Origin of the sequence: Zobellella taiwanensis (assembly GCF_003012795.1) — a bacterium.
Lineage (GTDB): Bacteria > Pseudomonadota > Gammaproteobacteria > Enterobacterales > Aeromonadaceae > Oceanimonas > Oceanimonas taiwanensis.
Genome location: NZ_PXYH01000013.1, coordinates 45,383 through 66,839, shown reverse-complemented (window position 1 = coordinate 66,839; position 21,457 = coordinate 45,383). Strand labels below are relative to the sequence as shown.

The following is a 21,457-nucleotide window of genomic DNA, read 5'->3' as shown; positions in this document are numbered from 1 at the left end:
AAGCGTCATTGCAGCCTTCCCGCGGGCACAAGGACCATAAGATGAACAAGCAAAAGAACAAGGAAGAGCTCAAGCCGCTGCAAAAACAGCTGGCGCAGATCCACCAGGCCATGGGCCGGCAGGGGCAGAGCGCCGTTATCGTATTGGAGGGGCCGGACGCCGCGGGCAAGGGCGGCATCATCCGCCGCCTGGCCTGGTGCCTGGATCCACGCTGGCTCAGCGTGTGGCCCATCGCCGCCCCCGATGCCAGGGAGCGCGAGCAGCACTGGCTGCAGCGCTTCTGGCAGCGGCTGCCGTCCCAGGGACGCTGGGCGGTATTCGATCGTTCCTGGTATGGCCGGGTACTGGTGGAGCGGGTGGAAGGCTTCGCCGAACCGCAGGCCTGGCAACGGGCCTACCGGGAGATTAACGAGTTCGAACGCAGCATCACCGCCGAGCATATCCGGCTGGTGAAGATCTGGCTGGATATCGGCGAAGATACCCAGCTGGCACGCTTTCAGGCGCGCTTTGATGATCCGGCCAAACAGTGGAAACTGACGGCGGAAGATTTGCGCAACAGGGCCAGATGGCAGGACTACCAGCAGGCCCGGGATCAGATGCTGGAACTGACCCACACCGAGGGTGCCCCCTGGCATCGGATAGATGCCAACAACAAGCATCAGGCCAGGATGAACAGTTTCCGCCTGCTGATCGATCAGCTGGGCAAGAATCTCGATCTGACCCCACCCAAGCCGGCGCCGGACATTGCCCACTTCTTCGGCAAGACCGACACTGCCAACAATCGGAAATAACGATTAGTTCAAAAGATTATATAAATTTAATCTTTCAATAACCCTTGTTTATACTCCCGAAACCACCATTTCGGGAGTCAAGGACATGATCGCGCGTTTATCCATCAAGACACTGCTTACCGCCTCGTTTGGCGCCATGCTGCTGGCGGTACTGGCCTTCAGCTTTTATGTCTACCTGTCCATGCAGGGCATACAGCGGCAGATGGAAAGCATAGTGGAACGCAACATCAGCCTGCTGCAGACCATTTCCAACCTGCGTTACAGCACCGTCACCTACCGCCGTTTCGCCCTCGACTACGGCCTCACCACCGACCGGCGCGAGCACGCCGACATCCTGGCCAAGATCAACCACAACGACCAACAGGTGGAGCGTTACCTGGAGGCCATGCAGCGCCAGGCCGACAGCCCCGAGGTGCGCGCCTTTATCGACGACTTCCGCCGCCGCATCACCGCCTACAAGGGCATGCAGGACGATTACCTGCGGCTGATCGACGCGGGAAACATAGACGCGGCCCGGGTAAAAATGCTGACCGACATGCTGGCGCCCTTTGATGCAATCGTCGCCCTGCTCGGCGACACCCAGCGGCTGATCGCCGCCGAGGCGGAGGCCATCAAGGACAGGGAATCGGCGGTGATCGACCGCATCAGCGTCATGGTGCTGGTGCTGTGCCTGCTGCTTGCCGCCTTTATGCTGACCATGGGCATCATCATCAACCGCCGCATTCGCCTGCCCCTGGCGCGGCTCAACGCCCAGATGGAAAAGGTGAAAAACGGCCGTCTCGGCGACCGGCTCGATCGCCGCCACTTCTCCCGGGACGAGCTGGGCAAGGCCGCCGGCGACTTTATCGACATGCAGGCCGGCATCCACGATCTGGTGCAGGAAATTTCCACCAGCCTCGACCGCCTGGGCGGCGCCACCGTGCAGCTGCGCCAGATGTCAGTCGAGTCTTCCGGCGCCCTGGATGATCAGCAGCAGGAAATCGCCCGCATCGCCGACGCCATGCACCAGCTCGAAACCACCTTTCGCGACGTGGCGCTCAATACCCAGGATGCGGCCAGCGCGGCCCGCGAGGCGGCGGATCAAACCGAGCAGAGCAACCGGGTGGTGCTGCAGTCGACCCGCCAGGTGGAAATGGCCGCCCGGGAAATCGGCCAGGCCGGCGCCCTGGCCCTGGCGCTGAAGCAGGACAGCGCCCGCATCGGCGTGGTGTCCCGGGTTATCAGCGACATTGCCGAGCAGACCAACCTGCTGGCGCTCAACGCCGCCATCGAGGCGGCCCGCGCCGGGGAGTCGGGCCGGGGCTTTGCGGTGGTGGCGGAGGAAGTGCGCAACCTGGCCCAGCGCACCCAGCAGTCGATCGCGGAGATCAACCAGACCATCAGCAGCCTGCAGCAGCAGGCAGAAGCCGTGACCCAGGCCATGGACAACAGTCAGCAGATCATCGAGGGGGGAGTACAGGAAGCCCGCCACGCGGCGGATTCCATTCAGCAGATCAGCGAGGCAGTGGCGCGGATGACGGCGATGAACATGCAGATCGCCACCGCCACCGAGCAGCAGAGCGCGGTGGCGGCGGAGCTCAACGGCAGCCTGGCCGGCATCAACCGCATGTCGGACCAGGTCGCCGGCAGCGCCCGCCATACCTCGTCCGCCTCGCAGGAGCTGGAATCCCTGACCGGCAACCTGCACCGGCTGGTGCAGAAATTCAGCCTGGCCGGGCACTGAGCAAGCAGGGCCGTCGCCGTCAGGGCGACGGCCCCCTGATTACACGAGCTCGGCCAGCATGTCCTGGTGATAGTCCACCAGCGGCTCGGCCTGCTGAACCCGGCGCACATAGTCCGGGTTGGCGATAAAGGGCCGGCCGATGGCGGCCAGATCGAATTTGCCCTGGGCCAGCCCTTCGCTGGCGCTCTCTGGGGTCAGCCCGCCCACGCCGATCAGGGTGCCACTGTAATGGCGGCGCAGGTATTCGCTGGCGCGACCGCCGAGAAAGTCAAAGGTCAGGCTGTCATCAAAAATGCCCAGGTGCAGGTAGGCCAGCTCCCGCTCGTTGAGCCGGGCCAGCAGGTAATCGAACACCTCCCGGTCCCGGGCGTCCGCCGCCATGTGGGTGTAGGCGCCCGGCGTCAGGCGCAGGCCGGTACGCTCGGCCCCCACCCGGGTCACCACCGCATCCACCACCTGCAGCGCGAACCGGCTCATGTTTTCCGGCGTCCGGCCGTAGTCGTCGTCGCGATGGTTGGTGTCGAAATGCAGGAACTGATCGATGAGGTAGCCGTTGGCGCCGTGAATTTCCACCCCGTCAAACCCCGCGGTAATGGCGTTTTCCGCCGCCTGAGCGTAGTCCTCCACCAGCCGGGCAATGTCCTCCTGCGCCAGCGCCCTGGGCGTTTCGTAGCTCAAATCACGCATGCGCGGCACCGTGCCCTCAAAGGCGATGGCGCTGGGCGCCACCGGCTGCTCGCCGGAAAAGTGGGAATGGGCCAGGCGGCCCACATGCCACAGCTGCAGGAAAATTTTGCCGCCCTCAGCATGGACCGCGTCGGTCACCCTTTTCCAGCCCTCGATCTGCGCCTGGGTGTAGATGCCGGGGGTGTCCGGATAACCCTGGCCATCGGGCCGGATAATGGTGGCCTCGCTGATGATCAGGCCAGCGTCGGCCCGGCGGCCGTAGTAATCGGCCATGGCCTGGGTCGGCACCAGGCCGGGGCCGGCCATGCAGCGGGTCAGCGGCGCCATGACGATGCGGTTGGCCAGGGTCAGGCTGGCGTTCAGCACACAGGGTTCGAACAAGGATTGATGAGCAGACATAAGGGGCTCCCGTTAATTTGAATGCCTATTCAAGATAGGGGCGCGACCGGCACTTTTCAAGGGTTATTTGAATGCTCATTCAAGTGTGTTTTGGCCGAAACCGCCGGCGGGGTTACACTAGGGGCCAGCGGGGAGGACAATGATGCGCACAGCCAGTTTCGATCGGGACCACGTTTTACGGTCCGCCATGCAGGCCTTTCGTCACAAGGGGTTTGCCGCCACCACCATGCAGGATCTGGTGGCCGCCACCGGGCTACACCCGGGCAGTATCTACTGCGCCTTCGGCAACAAGAAGGGGCTGCTGCTGGCGGCGGTGGATCATTATGTGGCCGACCGGCAGCGGGCGCTGGAGGCCTGCTTCGAGGGCGTCTCGCCCTTTACCGGCCTGCAGCGCTACCTGGCGCAGGTGGTGGAAGAAACCCGCCACTGCAATTCCATGGACTGCCTGCTGACCAAGGCCCTGCAGGAGCTGAACGAACAGGACGCCGATGTCGCCCGCCGCCTGGGCGGCCTGCTGGACGATCTGGAGCGGCGGCTGGCCCGGGCTCTGGCCCTGGCCCAGCAGGCCGGCGAGGCCCGCGCCGACGCCAGCCCGGAGCAGCTGGCCCGGCTGCTGATGATCGGCATCTACGGCCTGCGTACCTACGCCCACCAGCATCCGGCGCCGGATTGCCTGCAGGAAACCGCTGCACGGCTGCTGGCGGCGCTGCGGGCCTAGGGCAGAGGCGGCTCAGAAGGTGGTGGAACCCACCGGCAGAGTGCGGCCCTCGGCCGTGCTTTTTTCCGCCAGGTTGATAATGTTGAGCCCGTCCAGGGCATCCTGGATGGTCACCGGCAAGGGGCCTTCACCGCGAATGGCCCTGGCGGTGGCCTGGTAAAAATTGCGATACCCCCCCACCACGGATTCGATCACCTCGGGTTCCTCGTCTGAATAAAAGATGCCGTAATCGCTTTCGGCCTCCTTCGCCAGGAAGGGAGAGTCGGGCACTATGCCGTCGCGCAGCCGCTCCTCCTGGGGATCGAACCCCCGCTTGATGTAGCAACCGTGCTCGCCTTGCAGCTTGAACCTCAGTGTGGGCCCGGGATGGTAGGGGCTGGAGTGCAGCAGTACCTCCTTGTCGCTGTAATGCAACTGCACATGGAAATAATCGGTGACCGGCGAGCCCGGACGCATTGACAGGCAGCGGCCGGTCACCGCCAGCGGCTTGCCGAACAGCACCAGCACCTGATCCACCAGGTGGGCGCCCAAATCGAACCAGGTGCCCACGCCTTCGCCGGGCAGCTCGCGCCAGCGCTGGCGCGGCGTGGGCCGGAAACGGTCGAAGTGGGACTCGAAGGCGTGAACGGGCCCGACCTTTTGCTCTTCCAGCAGTTTCCTGATGGTCAGAAAGTCGCTGTCCCAGCGGCGGTTGTGGAAGGGGATCAGGCACAGGTTCCTGGCCGCCGCCAGTTTCATCAGTTCGACACCCTGGTGGATCTGGGTGACCATGGGTTTTTCCATTACCACGTGCAGGCCGGCATTGAGCGCCTTGCGTCCCAGCTCGTAGTGCACTTCGTTGGGAGCGGTAATCACCACCAGCCGGGCCCCGGATTCCTCCAGCATCTTGTCCACATCGGTATACACCGCGATCTCGGGCCAGTCCTTGGCCACTCTTTCCGGCCTGGAGGTATGGATGGCCACCAGTTCGAATTCCGGCAGGCTGTCGATAAAGGGCAGGTGGAAAATACTGGCGGACTGGCCGTAGCCAATCACTGCGGTTTTAATCATGGTTCAACCTCATCCAAAGTAATGCTTGATATCCATATAACGGGCACGGATATGCTCGATCAACAGCTTTATTTTGCGTGGTGGCTGGCGGCTGTAGGGATATACCGCATAGATACCGAGTACCTTGCCCACCTGTCGGGGCAGCAGCTCCACCAGCCGGCCGGCCTGCAGATCCGGGTAGACCAGACAGCGGGGCAGGTAGGCCAGGCCAAAACCGGACAGGGCCGCCTGGCGCAGGGCCGCAGCATTGTCGGTGGAGAAGTTGCCGCTCACCCTCAGGGGGTATATTTCTTCGTGGCGGGTAAACAGCCAGTCGCGGGCACCGCTTTCCTGATAGCTATAGATAAGGCAGTTATGTTGGAGTAAGTCTTCCGGCACCTGGGGCTTGCCGTGACGGCTAATATAAGCGGGAGCGGCACAGATGGTCCAGCGCGAGTCCAGAATATGTCGGGCAATCAGGCTGGAGTCGTCCAGGTGGCCGGTACGGATCACCAGGTCGTAGCCCTCGCCAATCAGATCCACGAAGCGGTTCTCCAGCGACATTTCCACCGTGATAGCCGGATGCAGTTCACAAAATTCGCCAACGGCCCGGGCCAGCACCAGCTCGCCGGAAATGGTCGGCACCGACATGCGAATGTGGCCCTGCAGTGCCTGGCTATAGCCGGTAACGGCGTCGAATGCCTCCTGTGCCGCCTGGGCCACCAAACGTGCCCGCTGGTACAGCACCTGGCCTGCTTCGCTCAGCGTCAGCCGCCGCGTGGTGCGGTGGATCAGGGTACTGCCCAGCTCTTCCTCCAGCCGGGCAATGCGCTTGCTGACCACCGAATTGGCCAGTCCGCTCACCTCCGCCGCCTTGCTGAAAGACCCCTGCTCCACCACCTGGGCAAACAGGATGAGATCGTCGGTTCTCGGCATTATTTATCCACTTTTGGAAACAATGAGTTTCATTAAATCTATATATCCACAAAAAACAAGGAATTAAAGTCACAGCCGCTTAACAACAAGCTTGCACACGTACCCTATAGTAAAAACAAGTCTGTGATGACCCTACAAAATCAAGGATGTGACCAACCATGCTGAACGATACCCTACTGGCGCTGCTGGCGTTTTCGCCGATAGTGCTCGCTGCCGTCCTGCTGGTGGGCCTGCAATGGCCGGCCAAGCGCGCCATGCCCCTGGCCTTTCTGCTTACCGTTGTCATCGCTCTCTGGGTGTGGGACATGAGCACCACCCGGGTGATTGCTTCCACCCTGCAGGGCGTGGTGATCTCGTTGTCGCTGCTGTGGATCATCTTCGGTGCCATCCTGCTGCTCAACACCTTAAAGCATACCGGCGCCATCACTACCATCCGTAACGGCTTCACATCCATTTCGCCCGACCGTCGCATCCAGGCCATTATCGTCGCCTGGTGCTTCGGCTGCTTTATCGAGGGCGCCTCCGGTTTTGGCACCCCCGCCGCCGTGGCCGCCCCGCTGATGGTGGCACTGGGCTTTCCCGCCCTGGCGGCGGTGCTGATGGGCATGCTGATCCAGAGCACACCGGTTTCCTTCGGCGCCGTCGGCACCCCCATTATCGTGGGCGTCACCACCGGCCTGGACAATGGCGCCATCAACAGTACCCTCACCGCCGGCGGCTCCGGCTGGGAGGCCTACCTGCAGACCGTCACCGACAACGTGGCCATTACCCACGCCATTGTCGGCATCCTGATGCCGCTGTTCATGTGCATGATGCTGACCCGTTTCTTCGGTAACAACAAAAGCTGGAAGGAAGGTCTGGAAATCCTGCCCTTCGCCATCTTTGCCGGCCTGGCCTTCACCGTGCCCTACGCCCTCACCGGCGTGCTGCTCGGTCCCGAGTTCCCCTCCCTGGTTGGCGGCCTGGTCGGCCTGGCCCTGGTGGTGACCGCCGCCCGCAAGGGGTTCCTGGTGCCCAAAAGCACCTTCGACTTTCCGCAGGAAAAAGACTGGCCGGCGGAATGGCTGGGCTCGCTCACCATCAACACCGACGATCTGACCAAAAAGCCGATCAGCCTGGGCCTGGCCTGGTTCCCCTACCTGCTGCTGCCGGTGCTGCTGGTGCTGAGCCGCACCCATGAGGGCTTCAAGGCCCTGCTCAGCGGCTGGAACATCGCCTTCAGCAACATTCTGGGCGAGGCGGGCATCAGTGCCGGCATCCAGCCCCTGTACCTGCCCGGCGGCATACTGGTGTTCGTCTCCCTGGTGGCGGTGCTGAGCCAGACCCGCTCCCTCAAGGCCTTTGGTCCGGCGATCGGCGAATCCTCCAAAACCCTGATCGGCGCCGGCTTCGTACTGATGTTCACCGTGCCCATGGTGCGCCTGTTCATCAACTCCGGGGTCAACGGTGCCGACCTCGCCAGCATGCCGGTAATGACCGCCAAGGTGGCCGCCGATCTGGTGGGCGACTTCTTCCCCGCCATCAGCGGCGTCATCGGCGCCCTGGGCGCCTTTATCGCCGGATCGAATACCGTGTCCAACATGATGTTCTCCCAGTTCCAGTTCGAGGTGGCCCAGACCCTGGGCGTGTCCACCGCCATGGTAGTGGCACTGCAGGCGGTGGGCGCCGCCGCCGGCAACATGATCGCTATCCACAACGTGGTGGCGGCCTCGGCCACCGTCGGCCTGCTGGGCCGGGAAGGCACCACATTGCGCAAGACCGCCCTGCCCACCCTCTACTACCTGGTGGCCATCGGCATCATCGGCATGATCGCCATCTATGGCCTGGGCATCTCGGACCCCTTGTTGAAGTTATCCTGACAGACCGAGCCGGGACAAACCCGGCTCCCTGCATAAAAAGATGAAGCAATACAGGTGGCTGACAGACTTCCGGGCCCATGCAGGCCACTCAAAGGCCGGAAGGAGAACAAAGGGACCGGCTCAGCCGACCGTGACACGCCAGGGAAGGCGTGTCCGAGCGTACAGGGATGTATTTACAGCGTGTCGGCGGAGTCGGCCCTTTGGTCGACCACTCCCGGGCTGTCAAATTCTGTTAAAAACTGAAGGTAAATGTCTATGTCGTCCGCTATCCGTATCTACCCGGCCAAGCCAGAAAAGGTGTATATCTACGCCACCTGCCTGGTGGACATGTTCTCGCCCCAGAGCGGGCTGGATGCCATCCGCCTGCTGGAGCTGGCCGGGGTCGAAGTCATCTACGTGCCCAAACAGACCTGCTGCGGCCAGCCCGCCTACTCCTCCGGCTACGAAGACGACGCCCGCACCACGGCCCTCAGCCAGATGGCGTTGTTCCCCGAGCCCTGGCCGGTGGTGGTACTGTCCGGCTCCTGCGGCGGCATGATGCATCACCACTACCGGCGGCTGTTCGCCGGCAGCGAACACCAGCAGCAGGCCGAACAATTCTGTGATCGGGTATTCGAACTGACCGAATTCCTGGTCCAGGTCTGCCGCATCCGGCTCAGCGACCAGGGCCCGGCCACCTCGGTGGTGCTGCACACCTCCTGCGCCGCCCGCCGGGAAATGAAGGTGCACATCACCGCCCGCCAGTTACTGGGCCAGCTGGACCGGGTGGAGCTGCGCGAGCAGGCCTACGAAAGCGAATGCTGCGGCTTCGGCGGCACCTTCTCGGTGCGCCACCCGGCCATCAGCGAAGCCATGGTGCAGGACAAGACCCAGCACCTGAACGACACCGGCGCCGCCCAGCTCATCAGCGCCGACTGGGGCTGCCTGCTCAATATCAACGGCGCCTTCGAATACCAGAAGAAAGAAATGAAAGGCATTCACCTGGCCAGCTTCCTGCTGGAACGACTGGAGGGACCTCATGCACAATAAACCCCAGCTGTTCCATCCCCAGGCCGAGGCGGCCCTGGCCGACAAGGAGCTGCGCGCCAACTTCCGCGGCGCCATGGATTACCTGCGCGACAAGCGCAAAACCGCCTTCGCCGACGCCGGCGAGGAACAAGCCATCCGCGACCGGGCCGAGGCCATCCGCCAGCGCTGCCTGAGCAAGCTGCCCGCGCTGCTGGAGCAACTGGAAGCCAACTGCATCGCCAACGGCATCCGGGTGCACTGGGCCGAAAACGCCGAGCAGGCCAACGCCCTCTTCGCCGACATCATCCGGTCCCACGGCGGCACCCTGGCGGTGAAGGGCAAGTCCATGGTGAGCGAGGAAATCGAGCTCAACCACCAGATGGAAAAAGAAGGCATCCGCTGCCTGGAAAGCGACATGGGCGAATACATCGTCCAGCTCGGCAACGAGACCCCGTCGCACATCATCATGCCCGCCATCCACAAGAACAAGCGGCAGGTGGCGGACCTGTTCGCCGAGCACGTGCCCGGTTTCCAGCACACCCTGGACGTGGATCGGCTTATCCAGACCGGCCGCAATGTGCTGCGCGAGAAATTCCGCGAAGCCCACATCGGGGTCTCCGGCGTCAACTTCGCGGTGGCCGAAACCGGCACCCTCTGCCTGGTGGAAAACGAAGGCAACGGCCGCATGTGCACCACTGTGCCCGAGGTGCACATCGCCATCACCGGCATCGAGAAGGTGGTGGAGTTCCTGGCCGACGTGCCACCCCTGTTCAGCGCCCTCACCCGCTCCGCCACCGGCCAGGCCATCACCACCTACTTCAACATGATAAGCGGCCCGCGCAAGGACGATGAGCTGGACGGCCCCAGGGAGGTGCACCTGGTGCTGCTCGACAACGGCCGCAGCCAGGCCTTCGTGGACGAGGAAATGCGCAAGACCCTGCAGTGCATCCGCTGCGGCGCCTGCATGAACCACTGCCCGGTGTACACCCGCATCGGCGGCCACGCCTACGGCACCGTCTATCCGGGCCCCATCGGCAAGATCATCTCGCCCCACCTGATGGGGCTGGAAGCCACCCAGGATCTGCCCACCGCCTCCAGCCTGTGCGGCGCCTGCGGCGAGGTATGCCCGGTGCGCATTCCCATCCCCGAGTTGCTGCAGCGGCTGCGCCACGAGGCCAAGCAGGATCCGCGCCCCGGCGTGCCGCCCCTGCGCGGCCAGAAGGCCGCGGCCAGCAATGCCGAAGCCTTTGTCTGGCGCAGCTTCGGCCTGGTCACCAGCAAGCCGGCCCTGTACCGTATGCTGAGCTGGTGCGCAACCCGGCTGCGCGGCCTGATGCCGAAAAAACTGGGCCCCTGGACCCGCTGCCGCACCGCCCCCCAACCCGCCGCCAGAACCCTGCGCGAACTTATGGCCGAGAGGAACAAGTAATGTCGAACGCCCGTCACGCCATTCTCGACCGGCTGCGCCAGGCCAAGGCCAAGCCGCTGCCGGTAAACGACCCGGACTATCCCATCTGGAACCAGAGCGGGCAGGCAGAGATGCTGGCCCGCCTGACCGAGCTGCTGGAGCAGAACCACGCCGAGGTGCGCCGCCTGCCCCGGGCCGAGCTGGTCGCCACCCTGAAAACCCATGTGGAACAGGCAGCTCTTAAGCGCGTCGCCACCGGCACCGGCGGCGACTTCTTCGGGGAAATCAGCCAGGCCCTGGCCGACACCGCCGAACAGGTGCTGTTCGACCGCCCCCTGGAAGCCTGGAAGGACGAGCTGTTCAACCGGGTAGACGCCGGCATCACCGGCTGCCACGGCGCCATCGCCGCCACCGGCAGCCTGGTGCTGTGGCCGGGCCCGGCCGAGCCGCGCACCCTGTCGCTGGTGCCGCCGCGCCATATCGCCATTCTCAAGGCCTCCACCCTGTACCCCAACCTGCCGGCCATGATGGCCGCCCAGGGCTGGCACCAGGCCATGCCCACCAACCTGCTGCTGGTGTCCGGCCCGTCCAAGACCGCCGACATCCAGCAGACCCTGGCCTACGGCGCCCACGGGCCCAAGGAACTGCTGGTACTGATCCTGGAGGACGCCTGATGGAAGCCCGCTATCGGCAACTGGCCAACGAGCTGGCCGGCTTCCTGCCCGCCGGGCGCATTATCCAGGATCCGTCCCTCTGCCTGGCCTATGGCACCGACGCCAGCTTCTACCGGCTGGTCCCCAGAATGGTGCTGCGCCTGGCAAGCACCGACGAAGTAGCGCGGGTGCTCGAACTGTGCCGCCAGCACCGCATTCACTGCACCTTCCGCGCCGCCGGCACCAGCCTGTCGGGCCAGGCGGTGTCCGATTCTGTGCTGATCACCCTCACCGACGACTGGCGCAGGCACAAAATTATTGATAACGGCCACCAGATCGCCCTGCAACCCGGGGTGATCGGCGCCGATGCCAACCGCTACCTGGCACCCTACGGCCGTAAAATCGGCCCGGATCCGGCCTCCATCAACAGCTGCAAGATCGGCGGCATCGCCGCCAACAATGCCTCTGGCATGTGCTGCGGCACCGCCCAGAATTCCTACCAGACCCTGCACGGCCTTAAGCTGATACTGGCAGACGGTACCCGGCTCGACACCCGGGACGAACAAAGCCGGGCCCGCTTCGCCGGGCAGAAGCCCGAACTGCTGGCCGGTCTCCAGCGGCTGAGCGAAGAAGTGAAAGCCAACCGGGAGCTTTGCGAGCGCATCCGCCACAAATACCGGCTGAAGAACACCACCGGCTACAGCCTGAACGCCCTGGTCGACTTCGAGGATCCCTTCGACATCCTGGCCCACCTGATGATTGGCTCCGAAGGCACCCTCGGCTTTATGGCGGAGGTCAGCTATCACACCGTGCCCGATCATCCGTTCAAGGCCTCCTGCCTGCTGGTGTATGCGGACATCGAAACCACCTGCCGGGCGGTAACCGCCCTGGCCGGCACCGAAGTGGCGGCGGTGGAGCTGATGGACGGCCGGGCGCTGAAATCCATCGCCGACAAGCCGGGCATGCCCGGTTTTATCCGCGAACTGGATCTGGAGGCCGCCGCCCTGCTGGTGGAAGTGCACGGCGCCGACGAAGCCGGGCTGCTGGCCAAATGCGAGCAGGCGATGGCGGCGGTGGCCGGCTTTAACCGCCTCGATCAGGTGGCCTTCACCCAGGACAGGGCCACCTGCGCCACCCTCTGGGGCATCCGCAAGGGCATGTTTCCGGCGGTGGGCGCGGTGCGCGAAACCGGCACCACCGTTATCATCGAGGACGTGGCCTTTCCTGTGGAAGAGCTGGCCCCGGCGGTGCGCAAGCTGACCGCCCTGTTCGACCGTTTCGGCTACTCGGAAGCCATTATTTTCGGCCATGCCCTGGCCGGCAACCTGCACTTTGTGTTCACCCAGGGGTTCGACTCGCAAGCCGAGCTGGAGCGTTACGGCGGCTTTATGGACGCCGTGGCCCAGTTGGTGGCGGTGGAATACCAGGGCTCGCTCAAGGCCGAGCACGGCACCGGCCGCAATATGGCGCCCTATGTGGAGCTGGAATGGGGCCAGGACGGTTATGCCCTGATGCAGCAGATCAAGACGTTGTTCGATCCGGACGGCATCCTCAATCCGGGGGTCATCCTCAACGACGACCACCAGGCCCACCTCAAGGATCTCAAGCCCCTGCCCGCCGCCGACGCCATCGTCGACAAGTGCATCGAGTGCGGCTTCTGCGAGGCGGTATGCCCGTCCCGGGATCTCAGCCTGACCCCGCGCCAGCGCATCGTGCTGTTCCGCGAGCTAAGCCGCCGGGCCGCCCAGGGCGAAGCCACCGAAGACGGCCTGGAGCAGGTGTTCCAGTACCAGGGGGTGGACACCTGCGCCGCCACCGGCCTGTGCGCCCAGCGCTGCCCGGTGGGCATCAATACCGGTGATCTGGTGCGCCAACTGCGCACCGCGCGCTACCGCAAGTTCGACCCCATCACCCGCTGGACCGCGGATCACTTCGCCGCCACCACCACCCTGGTAGGGCTGGGCCTGAACTCGGCCGCCCTCGGCCGCCGGCTGCTGGGCGAACGAAACTTAAGCAAGCTCAACCGGGGGCTGCGCAAAGTCAGCCACAACAAGGTGCCGCTGTGGCTGCCGGAGACCCCGGCCGCCAACCGGCACCGGCCCAGCGCCAGCAGTCCCCATGAAGGACGGCCCAAAGTGGTCTACTTTCCTTCCTGCGCCAGCCGCACCCTGGGCCAGTCACCGGGCGCCAAAGACGGCCGCTCCCTTACCGAGGTGACCCTGGCAGTGCTGGAGAAAGCCGGCTTTGAGGTGATAATACCGAAGGATCTGACCAGCCTGTGCTGCGGCCAGCCCTGGCAGAGCAAGGGCATGCTGGCGCTGGCCGACGACAAGGCTGCAGAGCTGGAAGCAAAACTGTGGCAGGCCTCGGAGCAGGGCCGCTGGCCGGTACTGATGGATACCAGCCCCTGCGCCAAGCGCAGCCGGGAGCAGGGCAAGCTGCCGCTGGCGATCTTCGAGCCGGTGCAGTTCATCCTGGAACAGGCGCTGGACCGGCTCGAACTGAAGCCGGTACGGGAAACGGTGATGCTGCACGTCACCTGCAGCAGCCGGCACCTGGGGCTGGCCGACAAGATGCTGGCGCTGGCCAAACGCTGCGCCGCCCGGGTGGTGGTGCCGGAACACATCGAGTGCTGCGGCTTCGCCGGCGACAAGGGTTTCACCACCCCCGAACTCAACGCCTCGGCCCTGAAACCGCTGCGCGCCCAGGTACCCGCCGACTGTACCCGGGGGGTGAGCAACAGCCGCACCTGCGAGCTGGGCCTCAGCCACCACAGCGGCATCAACTACGAGTCCATCCTCTATCTGGTGGACGAGGCCAGCCGGTAAACGGGAGCTGGAAAAGGGGTCGGAGTCATTTATTTGCAATGTGCAAAAATGACTCCGACCCCTTTTTAGTTGGTTACTCCAGTTCAATATCGGACAGGGGCACGCAGCAGCAGGTCAGGACGACGCCCGCTTCCCGCTCCGCCGCAGACAGGGCCGGGGCCTCGGGCTGCGCCACCTCGCCGGATTTAAGGTTCTGCTTGCAGCTGCCGCAGATGCCGGCACGGCAGGACCAGGGCAACTGCAGGCCCTGGCCCTCGGCCTGGGTCAGCAGATCCTGCTGGTTGTTGCCAGTGAACTCCCGCCTGCCGATGCGCACCCGCACCGCTTTTGTTTCACGTGCAACATCGGCGGCGACAGTGCCGCCGAAACTCTCTTGGTGGATGCGTCCCGCCGGCACTCCCAGGGCCAGCAGCCAGGCCCTGGCCTGGAGCATAAAGCCCGCCGGGCCGCACAGGTAGACATGGCGTTCCGGCAAGCGGTCGATAGTAGCCAGATGGGACAGCTCCAGCCGTTCCCCCTGGCCCCGGCGTGGACGGGTCAGCAAAAACCGTAAACGCAGTCCCGGATGACGCCCAACCAGCGCCTTCAGTTCGGCGGCGGCGGGAAGGTCCGCTTCGGCACGGCACACATGCAGGAAGTCCACATCCTCCAGTTGCTCCAGATCCGCCATGGCCCGCACCATGGACAACATGGGCGTTACCCCCGAGCCCGCCGACAACAGCAAATAGCGGCCGGCGGGCCTGAGGTAAAACTCCCCCGCCGGAGCATGGGCCAGCAGGGCATGGCCGGGCTGCAGCGCCTCGGCCAGCCAGTTGGATACCACGCCATCAGGCTGGCGCTTGACGCTGATGCCGTAGCGCCCGGGCCGGGTCGGGCTGGAGCTCAGGGTATAATGACGCAGGTGGCGGCGGCCATCGATGTCCAGCGCCACCGGCAGGTGCTGGCCGGGCCGGTAGTCGGCCAGGGGCTTGCCGTCCATGGCCTCCAGCCAGTAAGTGTCCATGTCCCGAGCCAGGGGCTCGCGCTCCACGCACACCAATTGCCGGCGTCTGGGCGCCGCGTCCGGGTAGATGGGTGCACTGGCGTATTCCAGCACCTCCACCCGGTCGCCCAGACGGATTTCGCCCTCGTTCAGCGGCACCAGGTTCTGGCCGAAATAGACCTCGCCGTCTTCCCCCCGGCGGTAACGGGTCAGGGTGGCGAGCGGCTCCTTCATGGCGTTGAAGCGCTCGGAGCCGGGCTCTATGGTGGTCATGATACAGCGGCTGCAGGGCTTGGCCACCAGGAACTCCACCTCGCCGACCCGGATGCGGCGCCAGCCGTCCTCCTCGAAGGGACGCCCGCCCCGCACCACCAGGTTGGTGCGGAACTGGGACATCTCCAGCCGGGCATCGGCACGCAGGTTGAGATCGGCCAGCGACCCTTCCGAGATCAGCAGCAGGGGATAGCCGTCGGCAAAGCTGACACCGCTGCCCAGCTTTTCCCGGTAGCGGTTGGAATACTGGCCCAGCCACAGCAGTTGCACCGGCTCTTCTAGGATGGCGCTGAGCCAGGCATCGTAATCGGCGTGGGTACTCCAGGCGGTGAAGCTGTCGCCCCAGACGCCGGTGGCGACCGGCTGCAACCGGAACTGCTGGTGGCGCACCGACAGCGACTGGTCGCCATACTTCAGCTCCAGGCCGCCGGCCACCGGCGTCACCCCGACCCCTTGCAGCCGGGGATGGGTGCGGGCGGTGACGAAGGTGCCGTCCGGTTTGGCCAGCATATAGCGGCGATCTCCCGCCAGCCCCTCTCGGGTGACCAGTGCCGACGTCAGGCCCAGGCCACTGGCAGACTTGAGTGGGTAGCAATGAATTCCCGTGATCGACGCCATATTGTTTTACCTTTTTCGAAGGATGAAGTTTACAAACCAGAAACAAGCGGTAAGGTCTGGCTTTTAGTTCTAAACAAAAGCCATAAAGGAAGTACAAATGTCTATCGAACGCCAGCAAACCGGCCAGCGCATGAGCCGCATCGTCAAGCACAACGGCACCATCTACCTGTGCGGTCAGGTGTGCCAGGATGCCACTCAGGATATCACCGAACAGACCCGTACCATGCTGGACAAGGTGGACACCCTGCTGCAGGAGGCCGGATCCAGCCGGGAGCATATCCTCTCCGCCACCATCTACCTGAACACCATGGCCGATTTTGCCGCCATGAACGCGGTATGGGACGCCTGGGTGCCCGAGGGCCATGCCCCGGCCCGGGCCTGCGTGGAAGCCGCCATGGCCCGCCCCGAGCTGCTGGTGGAAATCTCGGTGATCGCTGCCGAACGTTAACCCTCTGCCTGCTCCAGCCAGCGGTACAGGGTGCGCCGAGTCACTCCCAGGATTTCGGCCGCCCGCTGCTTGTTGCCCCGGGTCTGTTGCAGCACATAACGCACATAGTCCCGCTGCAGCTCGCTCAGGGGCGGCAGCTGAGCCTTCGTCCTGTCCGGCCAGCCGGGCACGGCGGGAGCCGGCGACTCGGCCACGGCCTTCAGCATCCGGACCGGAAGGTGCTCCGGCTGGATCCAGTCATCCTCGCAGAACACCAGGGCCCGTTCCACCGCGTTCTGCAGCTCGCGCACATTGCCCGGAAACGGATAGCGGTAGAACAGCTCCAGGCAGTCGGGACCAAAGCCCAGTATCCCCTTGCCGCTGCGCTCCTTGCCCTGTTGCAGGAACAGCAGCGCCAGCCGCTCTATGTCCTCGCCCCGCTCGCGCAGCGGCGGCACCCGCAGGGAGAAGGTCTCCAGCCGGAAGAACAGATCCTGGCGAAAGCTGCCTTCCGCCACCTTCTGCTCCAGATCCCGGTGGGTGGCGGCGATGATGCGCACGTCCACCGTCAGCTCCCGATCCGAGCCCACCGGCCGCAGGGTGCCTTCCTGCAGTACCCTGAGCAGCTTGGCCTGCAGCTCCAGCGGCATTTCGCCGATTTCATCGAGCAGCAGGGTGCCGCCGTCGGCTTCCCGCAGCAGGCCGGTGCGTGCCTTGCTGGCGCCGGTAAAGGCACCGCTGGCATGGCCGAAGAACTCGCTTTCCAGCAGTTCGCCGGGAATACCCGCGCAGTTTACCGCCAGGAAGGGGCCGCCGGCCCGGGCGCTTTCCCGGTGCAGGGCCCGGGCCACCAGCTCCTTGCCGGTACCGCTCTCGCCCAGCACCAGTACCGGGCCTTCGGCGCCGGCCACCTGGCGGATCTGCTGGAACAGCCGGCGCATGGGCAGGCTCTGGCCGAGGATATCGTGGAAGCGCTCGCCCTTGAGCACCTGGTCCAGCCGCTGACGCAGGCCGCGGTGCTCGAGCAGCCGGGCCACGGTCAGCAGGCAGTGGTCCATATCGAACGGCTTGGTGAGAAAATCGTCGGCGCCGGCCTTGAGCGCCGCCACCGCCTGGGACACGGTGCCGAAGGCGGTGATGATAAGCATGGCCGGGGCCGGCTCCAGCCCCTTGACCAGGGGTAACAGGCTGAGGCCATCGGCGCCGGGCAGGCGCACATCGCTGATCACCAGGTCCGGTGCTTCCCGTTCCAGTTCAACCCTGGCCTGCTCCGCCGAGCCGGCGTGGCGCACACGATAGGACTCCGCCTCCAGCTCCTCCAGCAGCAGCTCGGCCAGGGCGGCGTCGTCTTCAATCAGCAGTATGGATGCCTTGGGCATGAGAACTCCTCGCAACTGTCAGTATCACCCGGGCGCCGCCGCCCGGGGCTGTGGTGAGCGCCAGACCGCCGTCCAGCTCGGCCATGATATTGTGCACTATGGCCAGCCCCAGGCCGGTGCCCTCGCCCTTGGGCTTGGTGGTGACAAAGGGGGCCAGCAGGCATTCGGCCTCATCGGGAAAGCCGGGACCATCGTCATCGACCTCGATGGCAAGCCACTCCCCCCGCTCCCGTATCCCAACCTGTACCTGGCTGCGGGCCGCCTGCAGGGCATTGCGCAGCACATTGACCAGGGCCAGCTCCAGTCGGGCTCCGTCCAGCTCCAGCCACAGCGGCGACGCGCCGGGCCGCAGGCTCAGCCGGGCCCCGGACAGCTGTTCGTGCCGCACCGCGGCGCAGCTTTGCTCCAGCAGCCGGTTCAGCTCCACCGGCCCGCCCTGCCGGGACTCGGGACGGCTGAAATCGAGCAACTGGCGCACGATGCGCGATAACCGCAACACCTGACCGCGAATGGCCTCCAGCTGGCGCCGGGCCTCGGGCTCGCCGGTCAGCTTCTGCAGCCGCCGGGCACGGCCGTCGATAACATTGAGCGGGGCCCCCAGCTCGTGGGCAATGCCGCCCACCACTGTACCCACCGCCGCCATCTTCTGCTGATGTCGCAGCCGCTGGTTGAGCGCCCGCTCCTGGGCCTGGTGGTTGCGGATTTCCGCCAGCATGTCGTTCAGTCCCTGGGCGATACGGCGCAGCTCCTGAGGGCCGGCGATGTCCGCCTGCCGTTGCCAGTCGCCTTCCCTGACCCTGTCCATTACCGCCACCAGGGCGTTGACATGCCGCCCCAGGCCCCGATAGTGACCCCAGATCACCACCCCCATCATCAGCGCGCCCAGGCCGAGCCAGCTCAGCCAGGCGGTCTTGAATAACAATTCGAAAGATTGATCGAAGTCCTTGGCCCGGCGGGTGATCTGGATAAGGCCGTTGATCCGCCCGCCGGCGTCGGTCAGCGGCACAAAGTGGGAAAACACATCCTTGCCGGCGGTTTGCTGGTATTGCTCCTGGTTTTCCCCGGTCAGCATCACCCGGGTAGCGAGGGGAGTGTCGCGCAGGCTGAGGTCGGCAATGCCGGACGAGGCCAGCACCCTGCCGTCGGCGTCGAATACCGAGGCGCCGTAAACCTGGCCGAGGGAGAACACCGCCGAGAGGGTGCGCTCCAGCGCCCCTTCATCGCCGCTGGCCAGGGCCTCGCCGATGGGACCGCGCACCGCCCGGGCGATCAGTTTGATGTCTTCCTTCAGCCTGTCGCTCTGCTCCAGGCTGACATAATGCAAGGTCAGGCCAATCCCCAGCGCCAGCATCAGCCACAGGGGCAGCACCACATAGAGCACCAGTTGTCGTCCGATGCCGCCGCCGGCCAGGGTTCCGAATAGAGTCATAGTGAGTCATTTTGTCTCAAGTGGATAAAACACACTATGACAAAAAGATACACCCGGCGCAGCCCCGCCGGGCCGGACAACGACAAAAACAGTGACACAAAAATAAAAAATCAAGAGAATCAAGTTCTTATATTTCAACAGTACACAGTTGGCATGTTCTCCGCAGTAATCAGGGAGTAATCACAACCCAAACCAAGGAGTCCATGATGAAAAAGACCCTGACCGCTTCCGCCCTGCTGTCTGCCCTGTTGCTGGCCACGGCCCCGGTTCACGCCCAGTCCGACGCCCAGACTCCGCCGCCGGCGGCCCAGCAGCCCGCGGCCAACATCGATGACGCCCAGCTCGAAAAGTTCGCCGCCGCCCTCGATGACATCGCCAAGATCCAGGAAGACGCCATGGCCCGGCTGAGCCAGGTGGAAGACCAGCAAAAGGCTCAGGCTATCCAGCAGGAAGCCAACGAAAACATGGTGGATGCGGTGAATGACTCTGGCCTGTCGGTAGAAGACTACAACCTCATCGCCAACCAGTTGCAAACCAACCCCGAACTGCAGGAGCGGCTGCAGGCCCTGCGCTGAACCCGCCCGGCCTCGGCGGCCTGAGCCGCCGTCTTATGTCAAAAGCCCGGTTGCCCGGGCTTTTGGTGGTTGCACTGCCGGCCGCTCTTGGGCCGGCTCCTGGTTTAGTCCCAAAAGGCACCTAACACAAAAAATAAAAGCCCGGAACACCGGGCCTTTAGACGTGAGGCAGCGAATGGCTCGCTTACACCACGCCCTGTTCGATCATGGCGTCGGCGACCTTGCGGAAACCGGCAATGTTGGCGCCCAGCACCAGGTTGTGGGGCTCGCCGAACTCGGCGGCGGTCTCGCTGGCGCTCAGGAAGATGTTCTTCATGATCACCTTCAGCTTTTCGTCCACTTCCTCAAAGCTCCAGCGCTGCATGCTGGCGTTCTGGGCCATTTCCAGCTGGCTGGTGGACACGCCGCCGGCATTGGCGGCCTTGCCCGGGCCGTAGCAGATCCTGGCATCCAGGAACACTTCCACCGCATCCTGGGTAGAGGGCATGTTGGCGCCTTCGGACACGGCGATCACGCCATTGGCTACCAGCGCCTGGGCATCGGCTTCGGTCAGCTCGTTCTGGGTAGCGCAGGGGAAGGCCAGCTGGGCCGGAATACGCCACACGGCATGGCCGTCGGCCGGGTACTCGGCGGCAGGAATGAACTTGGCATCCGGGTGGGCGGTCACGTACTCGTCCAGACGCACCTTGCGCACTTCCTTGAGCTCCTTCAGGGTCTCCAGGTTGATGCCGGCCTCATGATAAATGGTGCCGCTGGAGTCGGAACAGGTCACCGGAACGGCGCCCAGCTGATACAGCTTCTCGATGGTGTAGATGGCCACGTTGCCGGCACCGGACACCAGGCAGCGCTTGCCCGCCAGGCTGTCGTCCTTGGCTTCCAGCATGTACTGGGCGAAATAGACGCAACCGTAGCCGGTGGCTTCCTTGCGCACCAGAGAGCCGCCCCACAGCAGGCTCTTGCCGGTGAAGACGCCGTCGTAGTTGCCGGTCAGGCGCTTGTACTGGCCGAACATATAGCCGATCTCCCGGGCACCCACGCCGATGTCGCCGGCGGGCACGTCGGTGGTGGGGCCGATGTGGCGGTACAGCTCATTGATGAAGGACTGGCAGAAGCGCATGATTTCGCCGTCGGACTTGCCCTTGGGATCGAAGTTGGCGCCGCCCTTGCCGCCGCCGATGGGCAGGCCGGTGAGGGCGTTTTTGAAAATCTGCTCAAAGCCCAGGAACTTGATGATGCTGGCGTTGACGCTGGGGTGAAAGCGCAGGCCGCCCTTGTAGGGACCCAGGGCGGAGTTGAACTCGATGCGGTAGCCCTTGTTGACCTGGATATTGCCCTGATCGTCCACCCAGGGCACCCGGAACATGATCTGGCGCTCGGGTTCAACGATGCGCTCGATGATGGCGTGCTTCTTGTACTTCTCGCTGGTTTCGAGAATGGGCTGCAGGGAGTCCAGCACTTCCTCCACCGCCTGATAGAACTCTGCTTGTGCCGGGCTGGTTTTCTGGAGCTTGACGATGGTGTCATGAATATACGTCACGATATCTTCCTTGTTATTTTTTTGTAAAACTTTGATCCGGGATACACATTAAAGAGACCCTGCACTATTGAAATATGGCGCCGCGTTCCGGTCAATGACTAATTTTCAAATACATATACTAAAAATAAGAATATTTATGCTTTCTTAGAACCGTCGAGCCGATTGCGGGGGCCCGGCTTGCCGGCAAAGCGGTCTATG

General features: G+C 64.2%; 17 protein-coding genes. 10 read left to right on the top strand and 7 right to left on the bottom strand.

Features of this window, described 5'->3' with window-relative positions; translation table 11 throughout:
- Window positions 1-41 precede the first annotated feature (41 nt).
- Together C7I36_RS10615 and C7I36_RS10610 are read left to right on the top strand one after the other, a co-directional pair.
- Window positions 42-791 carry a polyphosphate kinase 2 family protein gene (locus C7I36_RS10615; protein WP_106453691.1) on the top strand — a complete coding sequence of 250 codons (750 nt, stop codon included), beginning with the start codon at window positions 42-44 and terminating at the stop codon, window positions 789-791.
- An 85-nt stretch (window positions 792-876) separates the two neighbouring features.
- Window positions 877-2,514, top strand: coding sequence for a methyl-accepting chemotaxis protein (locus C7I36_RS10610; protein WP_106453690.1), 1,638 nt, complete (start codon window positions 877-879; stop codon window positions 2,512-2,514).
- A gap of 39 nt (window positions 2,515-2,553) precedes the next feature.
- Here the strand turns inward: C7I36_RS10610 and C7I36_RS10605 are convergent, their stop codons facing one another.
- Window positions 2,554-3,600 (bottom strand): alkene reductase, encoded by a 1,047-nt coding sequence (locus C7I36_RS10605; RefSeq protein WP_106453689.1) that lies wholly within the window; start codon window positions 3,598-3,600, stop codon window positions 2,554-2,556.
- Between the two features lie 142 nt (window positions 3,601-3,742).
- Here C7I36_RS10605 and C7I36_RS10600 point away from each other — a divergent pair, with 142 nt between their 5' ends.
- Window positions 3,743-4,318 carry a TetR/AcrR family transcriptional regulator gene (locus C7I36_RS10600; RefSeq protein WP_106453688.1) on the top strand — a complete coding sequence of 192 codons (576 nt, stop codon included), beginning with the start codon at window positions 3,743-3,745 and terminating at the stop codon, window positions 4,316-4,318.
- A gap of 12 nt (window positions 4,319-4,330) precedes the next feature.
- On the opposite strand, the gene C7I36_RS10595 is transcribed toward C7I36_RS10600, so the two are convergent.
- Both C7I36_RS10595 and C7I36_RS10590 read right to left on the bottom strand, forming a co-directional pair.
- Entirely contained in the window at window positions 4,331-5,368 is a 1,038-nt protein-coding gene (locus tag C7I36_RS10595) for a Gfo/Idh/MocA family oxidoreductase (RefSeq protein WP_106453687.1), read from the bottom strand.
- Window positions 5,369-5,377: 9 nt separating this feature from the next.
- Window positions 5,378-6,283, bottom strand: coding sequence for a LysR family transcriptional regulator (locus tag C7I36_RS10590; protein WP_181256353.1), 906 nt, complete (start codon window positions 6,281-6,283; stop codon window positions 5,378-5,380).
- 158 nt (window positions 6,284-6,441) lie between these two features.
- Between C7I36_RS10590 and C7I36_RS10585 the strand changes: the two genes are divergently transcribed.
- From C7I36_RS10585 to C7I36_RS10565, 5 genes are all read left to right on the top strand, one after another.
- Complete coding sequence (locus tag C7I36_RS10585) at window positions 6,442-8,142, top strand: L-lactate permease (RefSeq protein WP_245880093.1); 1,701 nt, start codon at window positions 6,442-6,444, stop codon at window positions 8,140-8,142.
- Window positions 8,143-8,397: 255 nt separating this feature from the next.
- Window positions 8,398-9,171 (top strand): (Fe-S)-binding protein, encoded by a 774-nt coding sequence (locus C7I36_RS10580; RefSeq protein WP_106453685.1) that lies wholly within the window; start codon window positions 8,398-8,400, stop codon window positions 9,169-9,171.
- The gene (locus C7I36_RS10575) at window positions 9,161-10,579 is read left to right on the top strand and encodes a LutB/LldF family L-lactate oxidation iron-sulfur protein (RefSeq protein ID WP_106453684.1); all 1,419 of its coding nucleotides are present in this window, start codon (window positions 9,161-9,163) and stop codon (window positions 10,577-10,579) included. Before C7I36_RS10580 ends, C7I36_RS10575 begins: the two co-directional genes overlap by 11 nt.
- A complete protein-coding gene (locus tag C7I36_RS10570) occupies window positions 10,579-11,232 on the top strand; it encodes a LutC/YkgG family protein (RefSeq protein ID WP_106453683.1) in 654 nt (217 codons plus the stop codon). The genes C7I36_RS10575 and C7I36_RS10570 overlap by 1 nt, the downstream gene beginning before the upstream one ends.
- Complete coding sequence (locus C7I36_RS10565) at window positions 11,232-14,039, top strand: FAD-binding and (Fe-S)-binding domain-containing protein (RefSeq protein ID WP_106453682.1); 2,808 nt, start codon at window positions 11,232-11,234, stop codon at window positions 14,037-14,039. The genes C7I36_RS10570 and C7I36_RS10565 overlap by 1 nt, the downstream gene beginning before the upstream one ends.
- A 73-nt stretch (window positions 14,040-14,112) precedes the next feature.
- On the opposite strand, the gene C7I36_RS10560 is transcribed toward C7I36_RS10565, so the two are convergent.
- Window positions 14,113-15,912 (bottom strand): hybrid-cluster NAD(P)-dependent oxidoreductase, encoded by a 1,800-nt coding sequence (locus tag C7I36_RS10560; RefSeq protein WP_106453681.1) that lies wholly within the window; start codon window positions 15,910-15,912, stop codon window positions 14,113-14,115.
- A 97-nt stretch (window positions 15,913-16,009) separates the two neighbouring features.
- Here C7I36_RS10560 and C7I36_RS10555 point away from each other — a divergent pair, with 97 nt between their 5' ends.
- Complete coding sequence (locus C7I36_RS10555) at window positions 16,010-16,360, top strand: RidA family protein (protein ID WP_106453680.1); 351 nt, start codon at window positions 16,010-16,012, stop codon at window positions 16,358-16,360.
- On the opposite strand, the gene C7I36_RS10550 is transcribed toward C7I36_RS10555, so the two are convergent.
- Window positions 16,357-17,718, bottom strand: coding sequence for a sigma-54-dependent transcriptional regulator (locus C7I36_RS10550; protein WP_106453679.1), 1,362 nt, complete (start codon window positions 17,716-17,718; stop codon window positions 16,357-16,359). The two genes, C7I36_RS10555 and C7I36_RS10550, sit on opposite strands and share 4 nt — an antisense overlap.
- The gene (locus tag C7I36_RS17280; protein WP_146137329.1) at window positions 17,690-19,147 is read right to left on the bottom strand and encodes an ATP-binding protein; all 1,458 of its coding nucleotides are present in this window, start codon (window positions 19,145-19,147) and stop codon (window positions 17,690-17,692) included. The genes C7I36_RS10550 and C7I36_RS17280 overlap by 29 nt, the downstream gene beginning before the upstream one ends.
- 206 nt (window positions 19,148-19,353) lie before the next feature.
- Between C7I36_RS17280 and C7I36_RS10535 the strand changes: the two genes are divergently transcribed.
- Entirely contained in the window at window positions 19,354-19,722 is a 369-nt protein-coding gene (locus C7I36_RS10535) for a DUF4168 domain-containing protein (protein ID WP_181256351.1), read from the top strand.
- 184 nt (window positions 19,723-19,906) lie between these two features.
- Here C7I36_RS10535 and gdhA read toward each other — a convergent pair whose 3' ends face one another.
- The gene (gene gdhA, locus C7I36_RS10530; protein ID WP_106453677.1) at window positions 19,907-21,259 is read right to left on the bottom strand and encodes an NADP-specific glutamate dehydrogenase; all 1,353 of its coding nucleotides are present in this window, start codon (window positions 21,257-21,259) and stop codon (window positions 19,907-19,909) included.
- Window positions 21,260-21,457 lie beyond the last annotated feature (198 nt).

Bases quoted from the DNA above. Each gene is read 5' to 3' on its own strand.
- C7I36_RS10555 (WP_106453680.1), top strand. From the start codon at position 16,010: ATGTCTATCGAACGCCAGCAAACCGGCCAGCGCATGAGCCGCATCGTC.
- C7I36_RS10565 (WP_106453682.1), top strand. From the start codon at position 11,232: ATGGAAGCCCGCTATCGGCAACTGGCCAACGAGCTGGCCGGCTTCCTG.
- C7I36_RS10615 (WP_106453691.1), top strand. From the start codon at position 42: ATGAACAAGCAAAAGAACAAGGAAGAGCTCAAGCCGCTGCAAAAACAG.
- C7I36_RS10595 (WP_106453687.1), bottom strand. From the start codon at position 5,368: ATGATTAAAACCGCAGTGATTGGCTACGGCCAGTCCGCCAGTATTTTC.
- C7I36_RS10560 (WP_106453681.1), bottom strand. From the start codon at position 15,912: ATGGCGTCGATCACGGGAATTCATTGCTACCCACTCAAGTCTGCCAGT.
- C7I36_RS10535 (WP_181256351.1), top strand. From the start codon at position 19,354: ATGAAAAAGACCCTGACCGCTTCCGCCCTGCTGTCTGCCCTGTTGCTG.
- C7I36_RS10580 (WP_106453685.1), top strand. From the start codon at position 8,398: ATGTCGTCCGCTATCCGTATCTACCCGGCCAAGCCAGAAAAGGTGTAT.
- C7I36_RS10600 (WP_106453688.1), top strand. From the start codon at position 3,743: ATGCGCACAGCCAGTTTCGATCGGGACCACGTTTTACGGTCCGCCATG.
- C7I36_RS10585 (WP_245880093.1), top strand. From the start codon at position 6,442: ATGCTGAACGATACCCTACTGGCGCTGCTGGCGTTTTCGCCGATAGTG.
- C7I36_RS10610 (WP_106453690.1), top strand. From the start codon at position 877: ATGATCGCGCGTTTATCCATCAAGACACTGCTTACCGCCTCGTTTGGC.
- C7I36_RS10575 (WP_106453684.1), top strand. From the start codon at position 9,161: ATGCACAATAAACCCCAGCTGTTCCATCCCCAGGCCGAGGCGGCCCTG.
- C7I36_RS10590 (WP_181256353.1), bottom strand. From the start codon at position 6,283: ATGCCGAGAACCGACGATCTCATCCTGTTTGCCCAGGTGGTGGAGCAG.
- C7I36_RS17280 (WP_146137329.1), bottom strand. From the start codon at position 19,147: ATGACTCTATTCGGAACCCTGGCCGGCGGCGGCATCGGACGACAACTG.
- C7I36_RS10570 (WP_106453683.1), top strand. From the start codon at position 10,579: ATGTCGAACGCCCGTCACGCCATTCTCGACCGGCTGCGCCAGGCCAAG.
- C7I36_RS10605 (WP_106453689.1), bottom strand. From the start codon at position 3,600: ATGTCTGCTCATCAATCCTTGTTCGAACCCTGTGTGCTGAACGCCAGC.
- C7I36_RS10550 (WP_106453679.1), bottom strand. From the start codon at position 17,718: ATGCCCAAGGCATCCATACTGCTGATTGAAGACGACGCCGCCCTGGCC.